Genomic DNA, 16,905 nt, shown 5'->3' with positions numbered 1-16,905 from the left:
AGAAAAGTCAATATATTTTGATGTTCAAAATTTATCTTTGGTAAAAGAGCTTATTCCGAGACATACGAGCCAAAATTCCATTGCCACGGGCAATCTGGAATGAATTTTGGCTACGTTACTGTGAACGGAGTGAACAGTAACGAACATATCCATAAAATTTTACAAAACTACGAAAATCAGTTGACAATGGAGTAAGTTTATACTAACCTAAAGTTAGCGAAGTATAACAATATTGTAAAACAGCAGTGTTATTATATTAAAGAATTAAAGAAATTTGCTCCACAGGAAGTGGATATGAGGGAGGAATGAAAAAATGTTTCTGCAGATACAGGGAATTCAGAAGTCTTTTGGTGCAGGGGACAGCCGGGTGGATGTGCTTAAAGGGCTGGATCTTGACATTGAGAGAGGAGAGTTTTGTGTGCTTCTGGGTCCGTCTGGTTCCGGTAAGTCTACGCTTCTGAATATTATCGGTGGGATTGACAGTGCAGACGAGGGAAATCTGGTCATAGACGGGGAGCGTCTGGCAGATATGTCGGAGAAGAATCTGTCTTTGTACAGGCGTAAGCATCTGGGATATATTTTTCAGATGTATAATCTAATCCCCAATCTTACAGTGCGGGAGAATATAGAGGTGGGAGCCTATCTCAGTGATAAGCCGCTGGATGTAGATGAACTGCTCCATACGCTGGGAATCTATGAGCACCAGAGAAAGCTTCCCAATCAGCTTTCCGGCGGTCAGCAGCAAAGGACTGCCATTGGCAGAGCCATTGTAAAGAATCCGGATATTCTTCTTTGCGATGAGCCTACAGGAGCCCTGGATTATAATACCTCCAAGGAAATCCTGAAGCTGATCGAGACGGTAAACCAGAAATACGGCAACACCATCGTCATGGTAACGCATAACGATGCCATCAAAGATATGGCTGACCGTGTGGTGAAGCTTCGCGATGGGATGATCCGCAAAAATTACCTCAATGAGCATAAGATCCCGGCAGCAGAGCTTGACTGGTAAGGAGGCATATGATGAAAAATCCTTTACGCAAACGTCTGCCCAGAGAACTGAAGGGAGAACTGGGAAAATATCTGGTTGTATTTATCCTGATGGTTGCATCCATTGGATTTGTGTCAGGCTTTCTGGTTGCAGATAACAGTATGCTTATTGCTTACAATGAAGGTTTTGGGAAGTACAACATAGAAGACGGAAACTTTCGCACAGCAGAGCAAATCCACAAAACCCAGAGAGAAGAAATAGAGGCGCTGGGTGTAAAGCTGTATGATAATTATTATGTGGAGGAACCTCTGGATAATGGAAGCACCATGCGTTTTTTTAAAAACAGGCAGCAGGTGGACAAGGTCTGCCTGATGAAGGGAGAGCTGCCTGCCGGGACAGGAGAGATTGCCATTGACAGAATGTATGCAGACAACAACAATCTGTCTGTGGGAGATACGCTCCGGAGCGGAAAAAGAACCTGGAAGATTACCGGCCTGGTGGCACTTTCCGACTACAGCTGCCTGTTTCAGAATAACAACGATTCCATGTTTGATGCTGTGAAATTTGGGGTTTCTGTTGTGACTGAGGAGGAGTTTGATTCTTTGGATCAGGAAAAACTGCAGTACAATTATTCCTGGATCTATGACGAAAAACCGAAGACAGAAAAGGAAGAGAAAGAAGTTTCCGAGGATCTGATGGAGGATATGGGAAAGATTGTCACACTGGAGGCTTTTGTACCCCGGTATCTGAATCAGGCCATTACTTTTACAGGGGATGATATGGGTGGAGACAAGGCCATGATGATCATGCTTCTTTATATTATTATGGTGATCATGGCCTTTGTATTCGGAATTACCATCAGCAATACGATACGGAAAGAAGCCGGTGTTATCGGTACCTTACGTGCGTCCGGATATACCAGACAGGAACTGATTCTTCACTATATGACACTTCCGGTGCTGGTTACTTTTGTGGGTGCACTGATCGGAAATATCCTTGGATACACTGTATTAAAGGATGTATGTGCAGATATGTATTATGGAAGCTATAGTCTTCCGACTTATGTGACCGTATGGAATGGGGAGGCATTTGGGATTACAACTCTGGTTCCGGTAGTTATTATGCTGGTGGTAAATTACGGAGTGCTCAGACATAAGCTGAAGCTGTCACCGTTAAAATTCCTGCGCAGGGATCTGTCGGGAAGAAAGCAGAAGAGGGCAATTTATCTGAGTCCGAAGATGAAAATCTTTTCCAGATTCCGGATTCGGGTGATTTTTCAGAATATGAGTAATTATATGGTTCTGTTTATCGGGATCCTGTTTGCAAATCTGCTGCTGATGTTTGGATTGCTGCTTCCTTCGGCACTGTCCCATTACCAGGTGGAAATCCAGAACAACATGCTGGCAAAATACCAGTATATGCTTCAGGTTCCGGTCAGCGCAGTAAGTGGAAATAAATTTGACGGTCTGATCTCTCTGCTGGAGTTTTATATGGATTCCAGAACAGACAATGAAGATGCAGAGGAATTTTCTGCTTATTCCCTGAATACACTGCCAGGAAAATATAAGAGTGAGGAAGTACTGCTTTACGGGATCGAACCGGACAGCAGGTATGTAACGATAGATTTTAATAATACAAAAGATAAAAAAGATGAAGCGGGAAATAAAGAAAAAGCAGATAACAAGAATACGGCAAATGCAGAAAAAGAAAGCGCAGCAGTTTATATTTCGAGCGCATATGCGGATAAATTCCTGCTTCATGTGGGGGATACCATCACTCTGAAAGAAAAATACGAAAAAGAGAAATATTCGTTTAAAATAGCAGGAGTTTATGATTATACGGCTGCCTTGTGTGTGTTTATGCCCCACAGTGAACTGAATGATATTTTTGATCTGGGAGAGGATTATTACAGTGGGTATTTCTCAGATACAGAGCTTACAGATATCAAGAGCCAGTATATAGGATCTGTAGTTGACCTTGATGCACTGACAAAGATCTCCAGACAGCTGGATGTATCCATGGGAAGTATGATGGGTATGGTAAACGGATTTGCCATTATGATCTATATGGTACTGATCTATCTTCTTTCCAAGATCATTATCGAAAAAAATGCCCAGTCTATTTCAATGGTAAAAATCCTGGGCTATACAAATGGCGAGATCAGCAAGCTATATATTATGTCCACGTCTTTGGTGGTGGTGTTCTGTCTGCTTTTGAGTCTGCCGCTGGAAACAGTAATCATGAAAGTTCTGTTCCGGGAGATGATGCTGTCCAGTATTTCCGGATGGATCACGCTCTGGATCGACCCGATGATCTATGTGCAGATGTTTGCAGCAGGAATCATTACATACGGAATCGTTGCTTTGCTGGAATTTCGGAGAGTGAAGAAGGTTCCTATGGATGAAGCCTTAAAAAATGTCGAGTAGGACAAAATTTGATAAAAATTTGACATTGTCTGGAATTTGTGGTACGGTTACACAGGAAACTGTTAGAGCGACACGCTCTAGACCAATCAGTTGGAATAGGAGATTATTATGAGAAAAAGAACAACTTCAAGAGCAAAGGAAACTATTAAAGAAGCAACAACAAAGGCTACAGAAGCAGTCAAAGAGACAGTTGAGAAAACAACTGTAAAGGCTTCAGAAGTAATTGAAGAAGCAAAAGACGCTGCAGCTGATATTGCGAAGGCTCCGGTTGTAGAAGAAGCAAAAGAAACTGTAAAGAAAGCAGTAAAAGAAGTGGCTAAAAATATCGACATCAAAAAATTCGCAGAAACAACTATCGAATTACCTGGTTTTGCAGTTACAATGAGCTCCATCGAGGAAGCAATCAAAAAAGACATCAAAGACAAAGGCATCGAAGGAAAAGAAATCAGCGTTTATGTAAATGTTGAGCAGAAAGCCGCTTACTACACAGTAGACGGACAGGGCTCTGACGATTACAGAATCGACCTGAATACATTATAATCTGTAAGCATTTTTTATAAACCGAAAATGGATGTCTGCAGGGATTCGGAAAGAAAATCTGCAGACATAAAAACAGCAGGATTGTTCATAGAATGAACAGACCTGCTGTTTTGCTTATTTATGATAGAACCACACTGCGGCGGATATGGATGATATCTCAGGAAGCTTTCTGCTCAAACAGATCCTCCCTTGTAATATTCTGTGCCCATTTCCCCTGGCGGTAATGATGGAATACCCATGGCCATTTCACAAACTCATCTGTACAGAGCAGGAAGTAGACCCACAATACCGGAAGCTTCAGGACAAAGGCCGCAAAAAATCCCAGAGGTACCGCATATACCCACATATCAATGGTATCGCAGATCAGTCCGAACTTCGTATCACCGCCTGCGCGGAATACCCCGGCGATCAAGGCTGTGTTTACCGCAGAACCCATAATATAATAGGTATTGATAAGCAGCATGTACTTCAAATAATGCATTGCCCCGTCACTTAAGGATGCAAATCTCAGGACCAGAGGCGTGATGGCAAATACGATCACACCGCCAATGGCACCGGCTATAATGGTCATCTTCAGCATTCTGGAAGCATACACCTTCGATTTCTCCAGATCCCCTTTTCCCATTACATTTCCAAGAAGAATCGTTCCCGCACTGGCAATTGCAAAGCAGAACACAGAACCGATATTGCGGACAACCGTAACCAGAGAGTTGGCTGCAACGGCATCTGTTCCGAGATGTCCCAGGATCACAGAGTACATGGAGAAAGCAACACTCCAGGAAACGTCATTTCCAAGAGCGGGAAGTGACAGCCGGACGAAGTCGCCAAACAGCACCTTACTGCGGATAAACATAAAGGTCAGGTTCAATTTAACATCTTTGCTCAGGAAAGAAACGATCACGCATGCTGCCAGTTCGATCAGTCTGGAAGCAGCAGTTGCAATGGCAACACCTGTAGCCCCCAGCTTCGGTGCGCCGAAAAGCCCGAAGATAAAAGTGGCATTCAGGATAATATTCAATATAAAAGCCAGCATATTCAATGCCATACTGATCGTTACACGTCCGATGCTGCGCAAAATCGCCAGATAAACCTCTGTAATTCCCCAACAGAGATATGTAATTCCCATAATCCTAAGATAAGAAGAACCGATAGAGATCAGTTTCTGATCAGAAGTAAAAATCTTCATCATAAGCTGAGGAGCAGTAAATGCGATCAGTGCTACGATTCCCGAGATTATGATGGAAAAGCGGAGGGCAATTCCCTCGATCGCATGAATAGCCTGCATATTATTTTTTCCGAAATACTGCGCACACAGAAGAGATGCGCCTGTACCAAGTCCATAATATACCATAAACAGGATATTGGAGTAATTGGCAGCCAGAGACACCGCAGAAATCGCAGACTGTCCCACATAATTAAGCATAATTACATCTGCGGAGTTAACCGCTGCACTGAGCAGATTCTGGATAATGATCGGAATCGTCAGTTTAAGCATCTGCCGGTAAAAATTATCCTTACCGGCCGATAATGTGTTTATCATATTTACCCCCCGTAATAAGTATTTGCCCGATCAGGCAGTTTTATTAGTCTGCTTTCAGCATAATCCTTCCGGCAGAAAAACGCTATCGGTATTTTGACTGATTTCTACGTTATTTTGACTTTTGAGTCCTTAAACAAATCAACTTTGCTTATAATACCTTGCACAAAAGAAGTCGGACTGATATAATTCGTATGTATTTTGAGAGGAATACATACTGTGACTGATAAAAAATATAATGGGAGAAGTTTATGACGACATTACAGCAATTAGATATGAATATTTTACTGTGGATCCAGGAACATTTAAGGGTGGATGCCCTGACTCCGTTCTGGAGAGCAGTCACCTTCCTCGGAAACGGAGGATGGTTCTGGATCGTATTATGTGTGCTTCTGATCTGTTTCGGGAAAACACGCAAAACAGGAGTGACAGCGGCACTCTCGCTGCTGTCAGGGTTTCTGATCACAAATCTGCTGATAAAAAATGCAGTAGCCCGTCCAAGACCTTTTGATACTTATACACAGATCATTCCGCTGATCACCAGACCGAAAGACTATTCATTTCCATCCGGCCATACCTGCGCTTCCTTTGCCGTTGCACTGGTCTGTCTGCGGATGCTGCCCGGGAAATGGGGAATTTTACCTGTTGTTCTGGCCGGAATGATTGCTTTTTCCAGACTCTATCTGGGCGTACATTATCCGGGGGATGTTCTGGCAGGATTTCTGGTGGCATTGCTCACAAGTACAGTGGCATGCAGGCTGATGCGGAGAACGTTTTCACCTCAGAAAAGCTGACCGGTTCAGAAGAAAACTTCCGGGGGGAAATACAAAAAAGATATGCAAAAATCAGCAGAAAAATATTCGAATGTAAAGTGTAAAGGATAATCTTGTAATGAACAAAAATGAAATCTATATAAAGAGCGGAACCAATTACAAAGAAATGACAAAGGAACTGCTGGCACAGTGCGGCCTGGCGTCTGTAATTTCAGATAAAAAGATGCAGATTGGTATCAAGCCTAATCTTGTATCACCTTCCGAGGCTTCATGGGGAGCTACCACACATCCGGAAATTGTGGCGGGAATTATTGAGTATCTGCAGGAAAACGGATATGGAAATATTGCCATTCTGGAAGGCTCCTGGGTGGGAGATAAGACTACAGAAGCATACGAAGTGTGCGGATATCGTGAACTAACGGAAAAATATCAGGTGCCTTTTTGGGATATGCAGAAAGACAAGGGGATTGAAAGAGATTGCAGGGGGATGAAACTGAATGTCTGTGAACGTGCGGCAAATATCGATTTTCTGATTAATGTTCCGGTATTGAAAGGCCATTGTCAGACAAAGATCACATGTGCATTGAAAAATATGAAAGGATTGATCCCCAATACAGAGAAGCGTCATTTTCATGCGATGGGACTGCATGAACCGATTGCACATCTGAATGCGGGGCTCCATCAGGATTTTGTCGTGGTTGATAACATTTGTGGGGATCTGGATTTCGAGGATGGTGGAAATCCGGTAGTGATGAACCGTATCTGGGCGGGGATGGATCCGGTACTGATCGATTCTTATGTATGTCAGATCATGCATTATACAACGAAAGATGTACCGTATATTGAACTGGCAGAGAAGCTTGGGGTTGGAAGTACTGATCTGAAAAATTCCCGCATCATATACTGTGAGGAAAATGCCCGCAAAGAACTTCCGAAATCAAGAAAAGTGGTAGAACTTCAGGATGCAGTAGAAGAAGTAGAATCCTGCAGTGCCTGCTATGGTTATCTCATCCCGGCTCTGGAAATGCTTAAAAATGACGGCCTTTTCGAGAAACTGGACACGAAAATCTGCATCGGCCAGGGATACCGCGGAAAAACAGGAAAACTGGGTGTAGGTGCATGCACCTGTAAATTTGAATATAACGTAAAGGGATGTCCTCCAACAGAGAATCAGATTTATGATTTCCTGAAGCAGTATATTCTGGGAGAAAATAAATAATATGATATCAGGGGCCCAGGTTCAAAAAGTCGTTCGTGCCTGCATGATAAGACTTTTGAATCTGGAACCCTGTTTGATTTTACAATGCTATCTTTATCATCTGTATAATTTTATCCTGCTCAAATTTACTGCTGTCAAATGCCAGATGATACTGGGAAATATCTTTCCATTTCTTATCTGTAAAGTACTCATAATAAGTACGCCGTTCTTTATCCACTTTCTTAACCAGCTTCTGTGCACTTTTTTCTTCCCGTCCTGTACGCTCGATGACAGTCTGTACACGATACTCAAATGGTGCATGGATAAATACGCTCAGGCATTTATTGTCGAGGATGTGATTGGCGCATCGGCCAACGATCACACAATCTTCTTTCTCAGCAGCATCCAGAATAATCTTTCGCTGAAGATCAAAGAGCACATCATTCATGGGAACAAAGTGAAAATCGCTGTCCATTTGAAGTTCATGGTCAATGGGAAAACGCCACTGGCTGCCACGTTTCTCATCAACCTTGGCAAGCAAATCAAAAGGAATATTCTCTTTCTGAGCTGCAATATCGATCAGCTCTTTGTCATAAAAAGCAAATCCAAGCTCTTCTGCCAGAGCTTTACCAATCAGGCGGCCATTACTGCCGAGCATCCTGTTTATTGTAATCACGCGTTTACTCATAATCAAACCCTCCTTTATGACATCTCTGTTATTGAACGATATAGATTCAGGCGGATATTCGCAAATTGTACCTGTTATCTGCAATTAACAGTGATAAGTCTTTTATTTGTGAACATTATAACATTGATACTTGAAAAAATCCAGTAAAATATATAAAAAACCAAATATATTACGAAAATATTTAGGTACAGTGCACAAAAACGATTCGCAATGAAACAAATGATACAGTTAATCCGATAATATTTTGAAAAGTGTTTTTTTGGATAGTTTTATCAATAGACACTTTTGGCTGTCATATGCTAGAATTAGAGTAATATTTACAGCAAGCAGCAAAGCGGATGATATTGTCCGCCTGACCAGGATTACTGCCGAGACATACAAGCCAAAATTCCATTGCCGCAGGCAATCTGGAATGAATTTTGGCTACGTTACTGAGAACGGAGTGAACAGTAACAAAAATTTATTTATGAAATAGAGGATATTTATAGATTTTTTCTTTAAGCTATGGTATTATATTAAATTGGCTGTCTGACGACAGATCCGAGTCAAAATATTACAAGAGATATGAAAAGTATGTAAGAAAGGGATACGATACATAATGCTGAAAATCAAAAGCTATGTAAAGGTAAACAGTCTGGCGGAAGCTTATGAACTGAACCAGAAGAAAACAGCCCGTATTCTTGGGGGAATGGTCTGGATGAAAATGGGCAACAGAGCAATATCCACAGCGATTGATCTTTCCGGTCTGGGGCTGGATGCGATTTCGGAGAATGATGACGAATTTGTCATCGGATGTATGACTCCGCTTCATGACCTGGAGACAAATGAAGCTCTGAATACCTACACACATGGAGCTATGAAAGAAAGCCTTTGCCACATTGTAGGCGTACAGTTCAGAAACTGTGCCACTGTGGGAGGAAGCATTTATGGAAGATATGGTTTCTCAGATGTTCTGACCATGTTCCTGGGAATGGATACATGGGTAGAATTATATGATGCAGGCCGTATTCCACTGACTGAATTTGTAAATATGAAGAAGGACAATGACATCCTTGTAAATATCATCGTGCGAAAAGAGCCACTTCTTACCTGTTACTTAAGTCAGAGAAACATAAAAACAGATTTCCCGGTGCTGACCTGTGCAGCTTCTGTGATCGGAAATGAGGCAAGGACTGTGATAGGTGCCAGACCTGCACGTGCCATGATCGTGGAAGATAAGAAGCAGATCCTGAAGAATTTCCGGAACATGACAAAAAAGCAGAAGGAAGAGGCGATCGAAGCCTTTGCAGAATATGCGGCAGAGAACGTTCCTACTGCAGGCAATATGCGAGGATCAAAGGAATACAGAACCCTTCTTGTAAAAGTACTGACAAGAAGAGCCTGGGAAGCAGTAGGAGGGATGAAAAATGAATATTAATTTCTGGCTTAACGGAGTGAACCGCCACGCAGAGATCTCCCCGGATACACTGCTGATCGATTTCTTAAGAAAACAGGGCTGTTTCAGCGTGAAAAGAGGCTGCGAAACTGCGAACTGTGGTCTTTGCACAGTTCTTATGGACGGTCGTCCGGTGCTTTCCTGCAGTACACTTGCAGCACGCATCGAGGGAAAGAAAATTGTTACATTGGAAGGAATGCAGAGAGAAGCGCAGGAGTTTGGAAGCTTTCTGGCGAATGAAGGTGCGGAACAGTGCGGTTTCTGCAATCCGGGATTTATCATGAATGTATTTGCGATGCTCAACGAGATCAAAGATCCCACAGAGGAGCAGATCAAAGAATATCTTGCGGGAAATCTGTGCAGATGTTCCGGTTTTGTTTCCCAGACAAGGAGTATCCTGAAGTTCCTGAAATATAAGAAAGCACAGGAGGAAGCATAAAGATGAAATATGTAAATCAACCTGTACGTAAAACAGATGCAATGTCACTGGTAACCGGAAAGCCTGTCTATACAGATGATCTGGCACCAAGGGACTGCCTGATCGTGAAGATACTGAGAAGTCCCCACGCCAACGCCTGGGTGGAAGATATTAAAACAGGTACTGCCGAGAAGGTGGCCGGAATTGCATGTATCCTTACCTATAAAGATGTGCCTCAGAAACGTTTTACCCTTGCCGGCCAGACTGCACCGGAGATGAGTCCGGATGACAGACTGATTCTTGACCGTCATGTACGTTTTGTGGGAGATGCAGTTGCCATTGTTGCGGGTGAGACAGAAGAGGCGGTAGATAAAGCATTGAAGAGAATCCGCGTAGATTACCGCGTGGAGACACCGGTTCTGGATATCCACAAGGCAAAAGATAATCCGATCCTGGTCCATCCGGAGGATGACTGGAAGCTGAAAATTCCTCTTGGCGGAGACAACAAAAGAAACTTATGTGCATCTGCAGTGGAAGAACATGGAAATGTAGATGAAGTTCTGGCAAAGTGTAAATATACTGTAGAGCGCACTTATCATACAAGAGCAAACCAGCAGACTATGATGGAGACTTTCCGCACAGCCTGCTATATGGATCATTTCGGCAGACTGATCGTTCTGTCCTCAACACAGATCCCATTCCATGTGCGAAGGATCGTTGGAAGGGCACTGGACATTCCTGCTTCCAAAGTACGTGTGATCAAGCCAAGGATCGGTGGCGGCTTTGGTGCAAAGCAGACCTCTGTCAGTGAGATCTATCCGGCGATCGTGACCTGGAAAACAGGCCGCCCGTCCAAGATGATCTTCTCCAGATATGAGTCCATGATCTGCTCTTCACCGCGCCATGAGATGGAGATCACAGTACGCGCAGGTGCAGATGAAAATGGTATCATCAAGGCAATTGATCTTTATACTTTGTCCAACACTGGGGCATACGGAGAACACAGTTCTACAACAGTAGGACTCAGCGGTCATAAATCAATCGCTCTTTACAGACATACAGAAGCCCACAGGTTTGCTTTTGATGTTGTCTATACAAATGTGCAGGCTGCAGGTGCCTATCGTGGTTATGGTGCAACCCAGGGTATTTTTGCAGTGGAATCTGCAGTAAATGAGCTGGCACATAAGATGGGAATGGATCCTGTTAAGGTAAAAGAAATGAATATGCCTGTAGAGGGCGGTCCTCTTCCTGGATATCCGGATGTTCCTTATGCACAGAGCTGTTCCATGGACCGCTGTATGGCGCGCGCCAAAGAGATGATGGACTGGGATTCCAAATATCCATGCAGGGATATGGGAAATGGAAAGGTCCGCGGAGTCGGTGTTGCCATGGCTATGCAGGGATCCTCTATTGCAGGAGTTGACGTAGGCGGCGCAGATATTAAGCTGAATGAAGATGGTTCTTATACACTGGCACTTGGATGTACAGATATGGGAACAGGCTGTGATACCGTTATGGCGCAGATTGCGGCTGACTGTCTGAATACGCCTATGGATAACATAGTAGTATTCAGTGTGGATACGGATATCTCTCCTTATGATTCTGGTTCCTATGCTTCCGCCACAACCTATACCACCGGTGTAGCGGTTATGAAGGCCTGCGAGGAGCTGAAGAAAAAAATCTGTAAGCTTGGCGCAAAGATGATGGAAGTAGATGAGGGAAAAGTTGATTTTGACGGATCCTGTGTATTCTATGATGAGACACTTGAGATAAGCGATGGGGCAGACGGAAATGCAGCAGGTCATATGACAGATGCAGAAGAGGGCTATAGTGTTGATATGGATGCCATCAGTTCTGAAAATGCCCAGAAGAAAGTTTCATTGGAAGATATCGCATTAAAGAGCACTTTCTTTAACAATATCGAGCTTCAGGTTGTGAAACAGCATTCTTCACCGATCTCGCCGCCGCCGTTTATGGTAGGTATGGCAGAAGTAGAGGTGGATACAGAGACAGGCAGTGTGGATGTTCTGGATTATGTGGCGGTTGTTGACTGCGGTACACCGATCAATCCGAATCTTGCACGTGTACAGACGGAGGGCGGTATTGCACAGGGAATTGGCATGGCTCTCTGGGAAGATGTACAATATACAGATAAAGGTAAGATCCGCAACAACTCTTTTATGCAGTATAAGATCCCAACCAGACAGGATATCGGAAATATCCGCGTGGATTTCGAGTGCAGTTACGAAAAGAGCGGTCCTTTTGGTGCCAAATCCATTGGTGAGCTTGTAATTGATACTCCATGTCCGGCATTGGCTGAGGCAATTTATAATGCAACAGGTGTGCGTCTGACAGAGCTTCCGATGACTCCTGAGAAGATTGCCATGGAGATTTTGAAAAACCGCGAATCCATCCGGTCAGGGACAAAGGTGGAAGAATGAGAGAATTATGCCTTGCCTGTGCAGGTTTTGCCCTGGAGTTTATAGTTTTTTATGCAGCAGGCATTGTTCTGGTCCGGATATTGAAAGTAAAAGGGGATTGTTCCCTGACTTTCATACTGGGATATCTGGTTTACTTTGCAGTGTTTGAACTGGTAATCGTACCGATGACACTGAAATGGGTATCCCTGACAGCTGCGGCTTATATATGGGCAGGAATTATGGCTCTGGTTATCTGCGCAGCTGTGATCTACACAATAAAAAAACAACGGAGAATACGTGCCGGACAAATGGAAACATGTAGTGGGATTTTTGGAAGCATTTCTGAAATATGGAAAAATCACTCTGTGATGATTATCCTTGCAGGTGCCGTAGTATTGCTGCAGTGTCTGATTGTGATCTTTTACGAGGATACAACAGTAGATGCGGCGTATTATGTAGGTACAGTGAGTACTTCTGTATACACAGATACTCTTGGCAGATATAATCCCTTTAACGGAGCGATTCAGAAGGCATTTCAGGCCAGATATGTTTTTTCCGCATATCCGATGCATAATGCAGTGTGGTGCAGACTTCTGGGAATCCATCCCATTGTGCAGGCAAAGCAGGTAATGTCATGTATGAATGTAGTGACTGCCAATCTGATCATTTATCAGATCGGTAAGAGACTGTTTGACGGAAACAGGAAGAAAGCAGATCTGATGCTTGTCTTTGTCTGTGTTTTACAGCTGTTTTGCGGTACGATTTATTCCTCCGGAACTTTTTTCTTTACCAGAAGCTACGAGGGAAAAGCCATCCTTGCCAACATTGCCATCCCTGCAGTTCTCATGTGTGCCGTCTGGTATCTGCAGGAGAAAAACAGCAGGAATGTCTGGATCATATTGTTTGTCACAGCGGTCAGTGCGCTGACATTTTCCGGTTCTGCTATCATCTTTCCTATCGTGATCGCAGCGGGAATGGCTCCGGCGGCAGTTATGAATAAGAGATTTTCAGGGCTGGTATATTGTGCAGTGTGTATGCTTCCGTCGGCATTATATGCAGCTGTATTTTTTGCATGCAGAATTGGTCTGCTGACGCTGGCTGCATCATAATACAGAAAGGAGAAAAAAATGGCAGGTGTAACAATTCAGGAACTGGGACTGCGCTTTGTTGATGCATGTATGAAGCTGTACTGGGGTTCCTGCTGGTATCCTCTTCTGTTTGCTGTAGGACTGATCTGCACACTGGTCCTGGGGAGAAAAAGAAAGTCCGGGATATTTATCGGCTATACAGTATTTCTGCTGCTGACAGTATATAATCCGCTAGTTGTAAAATATCTTATTGCAAAGGCGAAGTTTGAGAATGAATATTACCGGTTTATCTGGATTCTTCCTGTGATCCCGGCGGTTGCCTACTATGGAGTCAGACTTGTGACCGCTTTTAGAAAGACCTGGATAAAAGTTCTTATGGCTGCAGCTGCGCTGACAGGTTTTGTGATCCTGGGAAATCCGCTGGACGGGGTAGTGACCAATTTTGCAATGGCAGAGAATATTTATAAGGTGCCCAATGATCTGCGTGCAGTCTGCGACGTGATCCACCAGAACCAGGAGAATGATTTTCCAAGGGTTGTTTTTGACGGCAGTCTTAACAGCATTGTGCGACAGTATGATGCGGGGATCGCCACTGTAATAAGCAGAAATGCAAGTATCTACAGATCAGGCAGTACAGTGGCGGGAAACTATGATGAGAACAGCAGTTTCTATAAAAGACAGAAAGCATTGCTGGATGTGATCGATTATCATATCTATGAAGATAAAGAAGGGTTTCAGGCTGCGTTGAAGAAATCAAAGACAGATTTCGTAGTAACACAGATCGGGCTGGTTGACCATGATTTTCTGACAGAGTGTGGTTGTGAACTGATCGCACAGACGGAATCTTGCTACATTTACAGATTTGATTATAGCAATCCTCGTAAATAATGCATATTGATCCGGCTCATCAGAGCGTGAAATTCTGCCAAGCTGTTTCAAATGCATTAATTAAGAGGCGTGCTATGATCGAAATATCATATATCTTACAAGAGAAGGAGAAAAGAAATGAAAAGTAACATAAAAAGACTTTCGTTCTGCCTTTCAGCACTGATGCTGCTGATACTGGCAAGTCCGCTGACTGTACTTGCAGCAGAGGAAGAGGTGGCTGCATCTGCGAAATTTTACGGCACATTCTGGTCGTTGGTTCCGCCGCTTGTTGCCATTGCACTGGCACTGATCACCAAAGAAGTATACAGTTCACTGTTTGTAGGAATACTGGTTGGTGCACTGTTTTACTCTAATTTTAATTTCGAAGGAACAATCCTTCATATTTTTGAAGGCGGAATGATCAGCGTTCTGACAGATTCTTATAATATGGGTATCCTGATCTTCCTTGTTATTCTGGGAACCATGGTATGTCTGATGAACAGGGCAGGCGGTTCCGCAGCATTCGGACGCTGGGCCGGTAAGAGGATTAAAAGCAGAGTTGGTGCGGAACTCTCAACCATCATTCTTGGTGTACTGATCTTTATTGACGATTATTTTAACTGTCTGACAGTAGGAAGCGTTATGCGTCCTGTGACAGATAAGCACAATGTGTCCCGCGCAAAGCTGGCGTACCTGATCGATGCCACAGCAGCACCGGTATGTATCATTGCACCGATTTCTTCATGGGCTGCGGCAGTCAGCGGATTTGTAGAAGGAGAGGATGGAATTACTCTGTTTGTACATGCAATTCCCTATAACTTCTACGCACTGCTTACGATCTTCATGATGGTGGCAATGGTTCTTATGAAAGTAGAATTCGGACCAATGGGTGTTCATGAGACAAATGCTTTAAAAGGCGATATCTACACAACACCTGCACGTCCTTATGCAAACGCGTCTGAAGATGAGAAAAGTAATCCGCGTGGCAAGGTGATCGATCTTCTGATCCCGATCATAAGCCTTGTAATATGCTGCGTAATCGGTATGATCTATACAGGTGGTTTCTTTAGCGGAACTGATTTTGTAACTGCATTTTCACAGAGTGATGCATCTGTGGGACTGGTGCTTGGAAGCTTCTTCGGACTGGTTATCACGATTGTTTTATATCTGATACGTCGTGTTATGAATTTCAGAGACTGTATGGCGTGTATTCCGGACGGATTCAAGGCAATGGTACCTGCGATCCTGATCCTTACTTTTGCCTGGACATTGAAGGCCATGACAGACAGCCTTGGTGCATCTGTATTTGTATCTGCAATTGTTAAAAGCTCTGCAGGCGGGCTGATGAATTTCCTTCCTGCAATTATCTTTGTGATCGGGGCTGTTATCGCATTTGCGACAGGTACTTCATGGGGAACCTTTGGTATCCTGATCCCGATTGTTGTTAATGTATTCTCAGGAACAAATCATGAACTGATGATCATCTCTATTTCTGCATGTATGGCAGGTGCTGTATGTGGAGATCACTGTTCACCGATTTCCGATACAACCATCATGGCATCAGCAGGTGCACAGTGTGAACATGTAAATCATGTCAGCACACAGCTTCCCTATGCAATGGTTGCAGCAGCAGTATCTTTCCTGACTTATATTATCGCAGGATTTGTACAGACAGCATGGATCGCACTTCCTGCAGGAATCGTTCTTATGGCGATCACCCTGGTGATCATCCGATTAAAATTCGACGATCTGAAAATGTAAATAAAACCGGGCAGTCAGCACAATGCATGACTGCCCATAATTTTTTTATAACAAGGTTACTGTTCACACATCACTATCCCGCGAGGTGTTTTGGCATGAATATGCCAAAATCTCGAGACATACAAGCCAAAATTCCATTGCCGCAGGCAATCTGGAATTTTGGCTACGTTACTGTGAACGGAGTGAACAGTAGTGAACAGTAACCTGGAAATTTTTTCAAAAGGGCAGGAATGGGGAATCGCCTTGTATTTTGTTGGATTTTATTGTATGATATCGAGTGACAGGATATCTCGTTACTGTTCATTTTGTTCTCAGTAACGATATCTTTTTTGTCACTGATTTTATCAAAAAGGAGGATTTTTAAGCGATCAATAATATTGATATTAGTGATTAAATATGTTAAAATGTGCTCATGGAGGTATTGCTATGAACACATCGAATATCACTAATTATAAACCAAAAGATTTTGCTGAATTATTAGGTGTCTCTGTGAAAACATTACAGCGTTGGGACAGGGAAGGAACGCTAAAAGCAAATCGAACTCCAACTGACAGGCGTTATTATACTTACAGCCAATATCTTCAATTCAAAGGCATAAATACAGAGAATGATACTCGACAGGTTGTTATTTATGCAAGAGTTTCTACAAGAGATCAAAAGGATGATTTACAGGATCAGGTATCGTTTTTACGTCAATTCTGTAATGCCAGAGGAATGATTGTAGACCAATGTATTGAAGAGTATGGCAGTGGTTTAAACTATA

Annotated in this window: 14 protein-coding genes; 12 read left to right on the top strand and 2 right to left on the bottom strand. The window is 43.2% G+C overall.

All coding sequences use genetic code 11. The annotated features are described in order from the left end of the window. Positions 1-313 precede the first annotated feature (313 nt). From LJE12_RS04115 to LJE12_RS04105, 3 genes are all read left to right on the top strand, one after another. A complete protein-coding gene (locus LJE12_RS04115) occupies positions 314-1,012 on the top strand; it encodes an ABC transporter ATP-binding protein (RefSeq protein ID WP_008703350.1) in 699 nt (232 codons plus the stop codon). An 11-nt stretch (positions 1,013-1,023) separates the two neighbouring features. Then, positions 1,024-3,417: an ABC transporter permease gene (locus LJE12_RS04110; RefSeq protein WP_227226814.1), complete on the top strand. Its 2,394-nt coding sequence runs from the start codon at positions 1,024-1,026 to the stop codon at positions 3,415-3,417. Between the two features lie 108 nt (positions 3,418-3,525). Further along, positions 3,526-3,957 carry a DUF6465 family protein gene (locus LJE12_RS04105; protein ID WP_008703348.1) on the top strand — a complete coding sequence of 144 codons (432 nt, stop codon included), beginning with the start codon at positions 3,526-3,528 and terminating at the stop codon, positions 3,955-3,957. 157 nt (positions 3,958-4,114) lie between these two features. Here LJE12_RS04105 and LJE12_RS04100 read toward each other — a convergent pair whose 3' ends face one another. After that, positions 4,115-5,497 carry an MATE family efflux transporter gene (locus LJE12_RS04100; RefSeq protein ID WP_082809136.1) on the bottom strand — a complete coding sequence of 461 codons (1,383 nt, stop codon included), beginning with the start codon at positions 5,495-5,497 and terminating at the stop codon, positions 4,115-4,117. A 248-nt stretch (positions 5,498-5,745) separates the two neighbouring features. Between LJE12_RS04100 and LJE12_RS04095 the strand changes: the two genes are divergently transcribed. Next, entirely contained in the window at positions 5,746-6,288 is a 543-nt protein-coding gene (locus LJE12_RS04095; RefSeq protein ID WP_118330412.1) for a phosphatase PAP2 family protein, read from the top strand. A gap of 97 nt (positions 6,289-6,385) precedes the next feature. After that, positions 6,386-7,486, top strand: a complete 1,101-nt coding sequence (locus LJE12_RS04090) for a DUF362 domain-containing protein (protein WP_227226808.1) — start codon at positions 6,386-6,388, stop codon at positions 7,484-7,486. 79 nt (positions 7,487-7,565) lie between these two features. Here LJE12_RS04090 and LJE12_RS04085 read toward each other — a convergent pair whose 3' ends face one another. Then, a complete protein-coding gene (locus LJE12_RS04085) occupies positions 7,566-8,153 on the bottom strand; it encodes a cytidylate kinase-like family protein (protein WP_227226809.1) in 588 nt (195 codons plus the stop codon). Positions 8,154-8,751: 598 nt separating this feature from the next. On the opposite strand from LJE12_RS04085, the gene LJE12_RS04080 reads away from it, so the two are divergent. The 7 genes from LJE12_RS04080 to LJE12_RS04050 form a co-directional block, all read left to right on the top strand. Then, on the top strand, positions 8,752-9,570 hold the full coding sequence (locus LJE12_RS04080) for an FAD binding domain-containing protein (protein ID WP_008703340.1): 819 nt from the start codon (positions 8,752-8,754) through the stop codon (positions 9,568-9,570). Beyond that, complete coding sequence (locus LJE12_RS04075; protein WP_008703339.1) at positions 9,560-10,027, top strand: (2Fe-2S)-binding protein; 468 nt, start codon at positions 9,560-9,562, stop codon at positions 10,025-10,027. Before LJE12_RS04080 ends, LJE12_RS04075 begins: the two co-directional genes overlap by 11 nt. Before the next feature lie 2 nt (positions 10,028-10,029). Continuing rightward, complete coding sequence (locus LJE12_RS04070; protein ID WP_227226810.1) at positions 10,030-12,447, top strand: xanthine dehydrogenase family protein molybdopterin-binding subunit; 2,418 nt, start codon at positions 10,030-10,032, stop codon at positions 12,445-12,447. Next, entirely contained in the window at positions 12,444-13,535 is a 1,092-nt protein-coding gene (locus tag LJE12_RS04065; RefSeq protein WP_227226811.1) for a DUF6077 domain-containing protein, read from the top strand. Before LJE12_RS04070 ends, LJE12_RS04065 begins: the two co-directional genes overlap by 4 nt. Before the next feature lie 18 nt (positions 13,536-13,553). After that, positions 13,554-14,402, top strand: coding sequence for a hypothetical protein (locus tag LJE12_RS04060; protein ID WP_118613578.1), 849 nt, complete (start codon positions 13,554-13,556; stop codon positions 14,400-14,402). 162 nt (positions 14,403-14,564) lie between these two features. Then, positions 14,565-16,142 carry a Na+/H+ antiporter NhaC family protein gene (locus tag LJE12_RS04055; RefSeq protein ID WP_390388391.1) on the top strand — a complete coding sequence of 526 codons (1,578 nt, stop codon included), beginning with the start codon at positions 14,565-14,567 and terminating at the stop codon, positions 16,140-16,142. Between the two features lie 441 nt (positions 16,143-16,583). Continuing rightward, a partial coding sequence (locus tag LJE12_RS04050; protein WP_227292089.1) for a MerR family DNA-binding transcriptional regulator occupies positions 16,584-16,905 on the top strand: 322 nt, incomplete at its 3' end.

Origin of the sequence: Blautia sp. DFI.6.71 (assembly GCF_020593585.1) — a bacterium.
GTDB classification, from domain to species: Bacteria; Bacillota; Clostridia; order Lachnospirales; family Lachnospiraceae; genus Blautia_A; species Blautia_A wexlerae.
This window is presented reverse-complemented; position numbering and strand designations above follow the sequence as displayed.